This window comes from Nesterenkonia sp. HG001 (assembly GCF_034438835.1).
Taxonomy (GTDB): Bacteria; Actinomycetota; Actinomycetes; order Actinomycetales; family Micrococcaceae; genus Nesterenkonia; species Nesterenkonia xinjiangensis.
In genome coordinates, this window is record NZ_JAOSZD010000011.1 from 77,303 (window position 1) to 84,811 (window position 7,509).

At 67.2% G+C, this 7,509-nt stretch carries 9 protein-coding genes; 1 reads left to right on the forward strand and 8 read right to left on the reverse strand.

The genetic code is table 11. From position 1 onward, the window contains the following. Positions 1-12: 12 nt before the first annotated feature. From ODE13_RS15795 to arsB, 8 genes are all read right to left on the reverse strand, one after another. Positions 13-1,482, reverse strand: coding sequence for a PrgI family protein (locus tag ODE13_RS15795; protein ID WP_322480119.1), 1,470 nt, complete (start codon positions 1,480-1,482; stop codon positions 13-15). An 8-nt stretch (positions 1,483-1,490) separates the two neighbouring features. After that, a complete protein-coding gene (locus ODE13_RS15800; protein WP_322480120.1) occupies positions 1,491-2,957 on the reverse strand; it encodes a conjugal transfer protein TrbL in 1,467 nt (488 codons plus the stop codon). 40 nt (positions 2,958-2,997) lie between these two features. Next, positions 2,998-3,270 (reverse strand): DUF6112 family protein, encoded by a 273-nt coding sequence (locus tag ODE13_RS15805; RefSeq protein WP_416210744.1) that lies wholly within the window; start codon positions 3,268-3,270, stop codon positions 2,998-3,000. Between the two features lie 162 nt (positions 3,271-3,432). Continuing rightward, complete coding sequence (locus ODE13_RS15810; protein ID WP_322480122.1) at positions 3,433-3,699, reverse strand: DUF6112 family protein; 267 nt, start codon at positions 3,697-3,699, stop codon at positions 3,433-3,435. Between the two features lie 138 nt (positions 3,700-3,837). After that, on the reverse strand, positions 3,838-4,203 hold the full coding sequence (locus tag ODE13_RS15815; RefSeq protein ID WP_322480123.1) for a fluoride efflux transporter FluC: 366 nt from the start codon (positions 4,201-4,203) through the stop codon (positions 3,838-3,840). Next, positions 4,200-4,649 (reverse strand): fluoride efflux transporter FluC, encoded by a 450-nt coding sequence (locus ODE13_RS15820; protein ID WP_322480124.1) that lies wholly within the window; start codon positions 4,647-4,649, stop codon positions 4,200-4,202. Before ODE13_RS15820 ends, ODE13_RS15815 begins: the two co-directional genes overlap by 4 nt. A gap of 211 nt (positions 4,650-4,860) precedes the next feature. Next, positions 4,861-5,292, reverse strand: a complete 432-nt coding sequence (locus tag ODE13_RS15825) for a low molecular weight phosphatase family protein (protein WP_322480125.1) — start codon at positions 5,290-5,292, stop codon at positions 4,861-4,863. Then, entirely contained in the window at positions 5,289-6,407 is a 1,119-nt protein-coding gene (arsB, locus tag ODE13_RS15830; RefSeq protein WP_322480126.1) for an ACR3 family arsenite efflux transporter, read from the reverse strand. The genes ODE13_RS15825 and arsB overlap by 4 nt, the downstream gene beginning before the upstream one ends. An 80-nt stretch (positions 6,408-6,487) precedes the next feature. Between arsB and ODE13_RS15835 the strand changes: the two genes are divergently transcribed. Next, a complete protein-coding gene (locus ODE13_RS15835; protein WP_322480127.1) occupies positions 6,488-6,844 on the forward strand; it encodes a metalloregulator ArsR/SmtB family transcription factor in 357 nt (118 codons plus the stop codon). The last annotated feature ends 665 nt before the right edge of the window (positions 6,845-7,509 follow it).

Here is a 7,509-nt window from a genome sequence, read left to right on the forward strand (position 1 = left end):
CCAGGCGTCGCGTCAGATGCGGCGGCACAGCGGCAGCGCGGCAGCGGTGAAGGCGGCGGCCTGCTGCCCGACGAGCAGCCGGGTCTCACAGGAGGCCTGGATCGCGGCCTGCTCGATCGCCGCCACGGCCGCATCGAGTTCGTCGACGGAGGGTGCGGAGATGCTGATGAGGCCGGTGTAGCGTAGGACTCCGTGGCCGGCGGTCAGATCGGCCTCTTGCTGGAGCACGTCCTGGTACTCAGCGGTGTGGGCGGCGTCTTCGATCTGTCCGATCTTGGCGCGTTGGGCGTGGTCGGAGATGTGCTCGACCTTCTTCTTGCGAATGTCCCGTGCGGCTTGGTCGGAGCGCATCGGGGTGCAGATCAGCGAGAACGACCGGTGGATGCCGGTAGAGAGCAACACCGGTGAGAGGAAGCCGGGGTAGACCATCGAGCGTGGCCATTCCGAGACCCACAGCACGCCATGGTGGGCCGAGTCGGTGCGTAGCCTTGTCCAGGACTCGTTGACGGCGACCGGTCCGGCGGTCGCGAGGGATTGGCCGAGTTCGCCGTGCCGTGCGAGCGTGGCGGCGATGGCGGGGTCGTATGCACCGCGGAGGATGACCGCGATCTGCCCGGGGGTGAGCCACCCGGATGGGGTGAGGTCGGCCGAGCGGAGCGCGGCGACCAGGGTGGACATCTCTTGGCGCAGGACTGCGGCGGCGCCGCGGATGCCGCCGCCTGCGGTTCTGACCTGTCGCGCGCTCGTCTTCATGTCCAGGCTCAGGGATAGCGTCGTGGCATGCCTCTCGCCGGCGGGGCCGGCACGGTCGATGAGTTCGGCGTAGGTGGTGGCTGCCCAGGTGTCGTCGTCGGTCCCGTGAGCCTCCCACCATTCTGCGAGGCCGGTTCCCGAATCCGGCAGCGTGCGCTCCAGCACTTGGAGGGTGGCGATGCGTCCGGAGCGGCAGGCGGTGGCGAGGACTCGTCCCCAGGAGGTGACGCGGCGTTCCTGCTCGCCGGGATCGAGGAGCACGAATGCCGGATGCGACACCTCGCAGATGACCGTCAGGGTCTGCTGGTGGGGGTCGTGGATCATCCCGGCGTTCGTGTCGGGGTCGGTGTACTCGCGCAGCCGGGCCACGTCACCGGGCAGTGCGAGGGTGCCGACCGGACGCGGTGTCACCACGCGCCGCCGATACAAGAGTTGGCCGGCGGTGGTGCGCCAGAGCCACCAGAACGCCACTGGCAGCCACTCCACAGCCGGGCGTCCGGCGACGGGTATCCAGGTCAGCGCCGCGGCCAGCACCCAGATTGGTGCGGTGTAGGCCAGCAGGATGCCGCCACCGGCGTAGAGCGCGCCGACGACCGCCAGCACGCCGATCGCCAGCGTGATGAGCTGGGATAGCGATAGGCCCAGCAGCACGCCTCGCCGGGTGAGGCGGGAGAACTTCACCGGCACCAGCTCCGAGGACACCGTGCGCTCGTTCTGCTTCGCGGTCATGGCCGCCCTTACTCCTTTCCGGTCGGCTTCGGCGCCGGTGGCGGTGGTTGCTTCGGCGGACGCGGCTGCGGCGTTGATGTGCCTGGCGAGGACGTCTTCGGCTCCGCAGCGGGTGGAGCCTTGGGCGCCGACGAGGACGGCGGTGGCCCTGTCTGAGCCGCCGGCGGCGGCGTGCTCCCGGTCTGCCCGGCGGCGTCTGCGGCGGTTTCGCCCTGGCCCCCGAGGGCTTTGCCGACCTTGGGTCCGGCGGTGGCGGCATCCTTGGCGACCTTGGCGCCGATCACAGCCGCGGCGGCCGGACCAGCCGCCGCAGCACCAGCACCGGCCCCGGCTCCGCCACTCGCGCCAGCTCCCGCAGACCCGCTCGCAGCGGCCTTGCCCCCGCCCGAGGCCTGGGGTGCGGGGGTCTTTGGCTGCGGCGGATGCTTCCCGCCACCGCCACCGCCACCGCCGCCGTCGCCGTCGTCCCCGCCACCGGACTTACCGCCGCTGCCTTCACCACCACCGTCGAGGACCTTCTTCGGCTCACCGCCGCCCTGGGGCTTGGTGGGTGTCGGGATGGGCCGGTTGAGTGCCTGTTTGGCGTCCTCCTCCGAGCCGATCGCGTGGTACATGTCGAAGCCCACGAACGACAGGAACTTGTACGTCAGATACGGCGCGAAGGCAGCCATTGCCATCAGCACGATCCCGGCGATCGGGTCGGACACCGAGGACAGGTCTCCATCGATCGGCGCGGACACTTGGGTAATCGCCACCAGGAACATGACGACGAGGACGAGCTTGGAGCAGATCAGGGCGATGACGAACATCGCCCACTTCCCGATCCACCCCCGCGTGGCATCCCACGAGGCGCCGGAGAACGCCAGCGGTGCGAGCACGATCGCCACCAGCAGCAGTGCCTTGCGCACGAGGAGCGACAGCCAGACGATGGCGGCCGCGGCAATCGCGAGACCGGCGAGGAAGATCGTGATGATCGCCCCCACCCCGGGCGCGGCGATATTGATCCCCACCAGCCCGGCGGCAAGCAGAGTGATCTTGTCGCCCATCGATTCGGTGGTCTCCCCGGCGGCCTGGATGATCCCGATGGACAGCTGATCGACGATCTCCAACAACAACGCCGTCAGGGTGATGACAACGAACGAGCCGAGCACCGACTTGGCGAGCCCGAGCGCGGCGCGGGACAGGGCGGTGGGGTCGCGGCGGATGAGCCCGGTGATCAGCTGGAGGCAGAAGAAGATCAGCATCACGAACACCGCGATGCCGAACAGGATGTTGTAGACCGCCACATACTCCTCGCGGGTGACATCGACCAACGTGGTCGTGTCGAACACGGTCCAGACGGCCTCGAACAGCCACCCGGCGGCGGCGCCCATGGCTTGGGCAAGCCAGTCGAACGGCGCGGCCACGAGGCTGGCGGCGGCTTCGCCGGCGGTATCGCAGACCGACGAGATGATGGGGACGTCGCACACACCCACCGGGAATCACTCCTCAAAGGTCGAGTCGATTGGGGTGGGGTCAGACCTGCTGGCCGACGTTCCAGAAGAAGTTGATCAGCGTCACGCTCGCGCCGCAGATCACCGCGGCCCCGCAGCTCACGAGAACGCCGACCTTGCCCCGGCCCGCCAGGTGCGGGTTGGAGGAGTTGGCGCCGAAGCCCCACACGATCGCCGAGATGATCAGCGCCAGGACGGACAGGATGAGACCGATGGTCATGACGGCGCCGACGATCGTGCGTAGCTGGGCGATACCGGGCAGGCCGTCGCTGTTGGGGTCGATGTTGATGTTCATCGGCGCGAGCGCCGGCAGAACGGAGATGAGATCGAACACGATGGTGTCTCCTGACGAACGGACCCACCCGAGGGGCGGGGACGCGGAAGGGGTTCGTCGGTCAGGTGCACCGTTCGCCCCAGTGTCGCCGCAGCCACGACGAGGTCGAGGACCGGCAGAGCCTCAGAGTTGCTGGCCGAGCCCGATGAGCCAGTTCATCCACGCCACCCCACCGCCAGCCAGAACCGCAGCACCCAGTGCGGTCCATGCCCCGACGCGCGCCTTGGTGGCCGCAGAATGGTTGCCGTTGGCGGCGGCGATGGCCCAGGCGATCGCGCAGACGATCAACATCAGCACCGCGGTGATGAGCACGAACGTGAGCAGCGCACCGATCACCTCCCGCAGGTCACCGATTCCTTCCAGGCCGTCGAAGTCGGGGAACACATCCATGCCGCTCAGCTCCCAACTGGCGTAGGCAAGTGTTCGAAGCGTTCGTAATCCATGCTGGTGAGGTGCGTGTGGAGGACCCGGAGGTTGCTGGGGCAGTTTGCAGACCCACGGCCCGGAGCGCCGTTCCGGTGGCCGAGGCTATGGCGTGGTGATGAGGATTCCGGTGATGGACAGCGTCGTGCAGGTGATGAGCATGCCGGGGCCGTGGAGCAGCGCTGCGGTGTAGCGCTTGGCGATGAGCAGGCGGATGCTTTCGAGGCTGGCGGTGCTGAAGGTGGTGTAGCCGCCGAGTAGCCCAGTGGCCAAGATCGCGCCCCACGGATGGCCGAGGGTGAGCCCGGTGACCAGGCCCAGGAGGAGTGAGCCGGTGAGGTTGACGATCATGGTGCCCCACGGGAATCGGGCGCGAAGTCGTGCGGGCAGGCTGTTGTCGGCTAGGTAGCGCAGTGCTGAGCCGATTCCGCCAGCGAGAGCGATGGCAAGTGCAAGGAGCAGTTCGTTCATGAGCGTGCCCTTCGGGTGCGGGCGGTGAGGATGCCGGTCCAGCTGGCCAGACTGCCGAGGAGAACGGTGGCGAGTCCGTAACCGAGCGCTTCGGCGATGTGGTGGCCGATCAGCAGCGCGGCGATGTCGCTCGCGAGCAGGCTGTAGGTGGTGTAGCCGCCGAGCAGTCCGGTGCCCAGCAGCAGGCGTAGGTCGCGTCGTCGTCCGCGGTCTGGGCCGCCGAGGGGTAGGGACTCGATGAGGACACCGAGCAGAAATGCGCCCGTGATGTTGATGATGAAGATGCCCAGCGGGAGTCCGGCCGTGTCTCCGATAAGCGCGTCGAGCAGGTAGCGGGCGAGGGTTCCGACAGTTCCGCCGAGGGCGACCAATCCGATGCCGCGTAGACCCGGCCCAGTGTCAGCGTCGGTGTCGAGCGGTTCGTTGACTGACAGCTCGTCTGTCATCGGCAGTCTCCTATCTCACAGGCGCGCGCCGTGGCGCGCAGTGTCGAGATAGGGACCGTTGTCACGTCCGTGAGGTTGGTGCCGGTGAGCCCCACCACCGGGCGCCGCGAGGGGCGCTTTTCTATTGTCGCACGACGGCATTGCCATCGGTGCGTAGAGCCAGGGTCGATGAGTTGGCTCATGCGGAGCCGTACGATCAGGCGGGCCGGGGTCAGGTGTCGGTGAGTTCGGTCAGGAGGGTGCGGACGCGGAGGTCGATGTCGTCGCGGACCAGGCGCATCCGCTCGATGCCCTCGATGCCGCGGGTGGAGGGTTCATCGGTGTGCCAGGTCTCGATGGTCCCGGTCATGCCGTCGAGGGGTTCGACGTGTGCTTCGTCGCCGAGCACGATGACCCGGTCCACGCGGGCGAGTAGTTCGGGGTCGATGGGCTTCGGGGACTCGCCGGCCATATCGGCCCCGGCCTCGGCGATCGCTTCGGTCGAGAGGCTGTTGAGTGACCCGCCGGGCTTGGTGCCGGCCGAGTGGACCTCGATCGCATCGCCGGCCCGGTGTCGGAGCAGTGCGGCGGCCATCTGGGACTTGCCGCCGTTCTTGACGCAGACGAAGAGGGCGCTGGGCTTGGGAGCGGGTGCGGTGGTCATGGTCGGGCTTCCTGAGTTCTGCGGGCGGGGACGGTGGGGTCGTTCGGGAAGAGCCGCCGGCCGGCCCGCAGGGCGACATAGACGAGGCCGACGAGGACGGGGACCTCGATGAGGGGGCCGACGACTCCGGCGAGGGCTTGGCCGGAGGTGACGCCGAAGGTGCCGATCGCCACGGCGATGGCCAGTTCGAAGTTGTTGCCCGAGGCGGTGAAAGCCACAGTGGTCGATTTTGCGTAGCTGAGGCCTGAGGCTTTCGAGGCAAGCAGGCCGATGGCGAACATGAGCGCGAAGTAGATGAACAGCGGGACGGCGATCCGGGCGACGTCGAGGGGCTGGGAGGTGATGGCCTCGCCCTGGAGTGCGAACAGCAGCACGATAGTGAACAGCAGCCCGTACAGCGCCCATGGCCCGAGTTTGGGCAGGAACTTCTCCTCGTACCACTGCCGTCCCTTGGCCTTCTCACCGAACACGCGGGTGAGGAACCCTGCGAGCAGGGGGATGCCGAGGAACACGAGCACGGAAGCCACGATCGCCCAGACGGAGAAGTCCACCGAGGTGGTCGGCAGGCCCAGCCACGACGGCAGGAGCTGGAGGTAGAACCAGCCCAGTGCGCCGAAGGCGAAGACCTGGAACACCGAGTTGATCGCTACCAGGACGGCGGCGGCCTCGCGGTCACCGCAGGCCAGGTCGTTCCAGATGAGGACCATGGCGATGCACCGAGCCAGGCCCACGATGATCAGACCAGTGCGGTACTCGGGCAGGTCGGACAGGAAGACCCAGGCCAGGACAAACATGAGTGCCGGACCGACGAGCCAGTTGAGTACCAGCGACAGCCCGAGCAGCCGCTTGTCGCCGGTCACCCGGTGAGTCTCGTCGTAGCGGACCTTCGCCAGCACCGGATACATCATCACGAGCAACCCCATAGCGATCGGCAGCGAGACCTCACCGATCGTGACAGCCTCCAATGCGGTGTTCAGGCCAGGCACGAAGCGCCCCAGCATGAGTCCGATGGCCATGGCGAGCACGATCCAGGCCGGCAACCACCGGTCCAGGAAGGACATCTCCTTGATCACCGGCGCGGCGCTCTGCGCAGGCGTGGTTGCTGTCGTGCTCATCCGCTGGGGTCCTCGTATCGATGAATGTCTATCCGCCACGCTAACCGCCACATCGATGACCGTCAATGTAAGATGGGGCGATGAGCATCGCAGTGGAGAAGCCGACGATGGTCGCCGCGGCGCCGGATGAGTGTTGCTCGCTGGCCGAGGCTCCGATCGGAGCAGCCGACGCCGAGCGTTTCGCGAAGAGGATGAAAGCGCTGTCGGACCCGGCTCGGCTGCGCGTGCTGTCGCACGTGGCGGCCCAAGGTTGTGAGGCCGTGTGCGCCTGCGATCTCATCGAGGCGCTCGACATCAGCCAACCAACCGTGAGTCACCACCTTAAGAAACTCGTCGAGGCCGGTCTGCTGGTCCGAGAGCAACGCGGCAGGTGGGCTCATTACACAGTGGTCCGGGAAGCATTCGCAGAGCTCCGCCGGATCCTGGACCTGCGCTGAGCCAGATCCGGCAGTCGGTGAATCTCGACGGCGTGACGCGCGTCAGCTACGGGCCGCGGCGTAACTGTTCCAGGCCGCCCCGGACAGTTCGGCCCAGCGGGTCGCGGTGCCTATGCTGACGCCGATCAGCTGGGCAAACACGACCTGTGGCGTGGTCGAGGCCAGATGGACCATGGCGGTACTGCGGCTGGCGCGGGTTCTGATTCCGAGCCGGTTCCGTCCGGGCCATTAGCGAGGGTGGCTGGAGATGGGCGCCGGAGTTCTTGCCGGTGAACAGCCACTGCTGGTTGGCCAGAACGCTCGCGGTCCCGAACGGCTTGGCGACCGGAAGCGTCGTCACGAGGGTCTCCCGGCCGCCAGCGATTACATCTAACTAATGCAATAATTGCTACACCGGCAGGGTCGGATAATCGAAGTGCCCGAATAGCTCCATGCAGTTGAGGTGTGCGCGTCGTGTCCCAGCCGTCGCGGCATCGAGAACACAATGGAGAGGATGGTCTCGTTCGATCTCGTTAGGCACTGGACGCCGTACGGTGCCTACGTGCTGCACCTCTGCTCGCTTCCTCCCAGATGCACAGGTCCGCCGGAATAGATCGCACAGAACGCGCTTCCGAAAGATTGACGTGCAACCTTAGGAGGATCAGGCGCAGACCGTTCTGGTCGCC

What these genes read in the sequence shown, in the direction of transcription:
- arsB (WP_322480126.1), bottom strand. Translation starts at nt 6,407, where the DNA reads ATGAGCACGACAGCAACCACGCCTGCGCAGAGCGCCGCGCCGGTGATC.
- ODE13_RS15825 (WP_322480125.1), bottom strand. Translation starts at nt 5,292, where the DNA reads ATGACCACCGCACCCGCTCCCAAGCCCAGCGCCCTCTTCGTCTGCGTC.
- ODE13_RS15835 (WP_322480127.1), top strand. Translation starts at nt 6,488, where the DNA reads ATGAGCATCGCAGTGGAGAAGCCGACGATGGTCGCCGCGGCGCCGGAT.
- ODE13_RS15805 (WP_416210744.1), bottom strand. Translation starts at nt 3,270, where the DNA reads ATGAACATCAACATCGACCCCAACAGCGACGGCCTGCCCGGTATCGCC.
- ODE13_RS15815 (WP_322480123.1), bottom strand. Translation starts at nt 4,203, where the DNA reads ATGAACGAACTGCTCCTTGCACTTGCCATCGCTCTCGCTGGCGGAATC.
- ODE13_RS15810 (WP_322480122.1), bottom strand. Translation starts at nt 3,699, where the DNA reads ATGGATGTGTTCCCCGACTTCGACGGCCTGGAAGGAATCGGTGACCTG.
- ODE13_RS15820 (WP_322480124.1), bottom strand. Translation starts at nt 4,649, where the DNA reads ATGACAGACGAGCTGTCAGTCAACGAACCGCTCGACACCGACGCTGAC.
- ODE13_RS15795 (WP_322480119.1), bottom strand. Translation starts at nt 1,482, where the DNA reads ATGACCGCGAAGCAGAACGAGCGCACGGTGTCCTCGGAGCTGGTGCCG.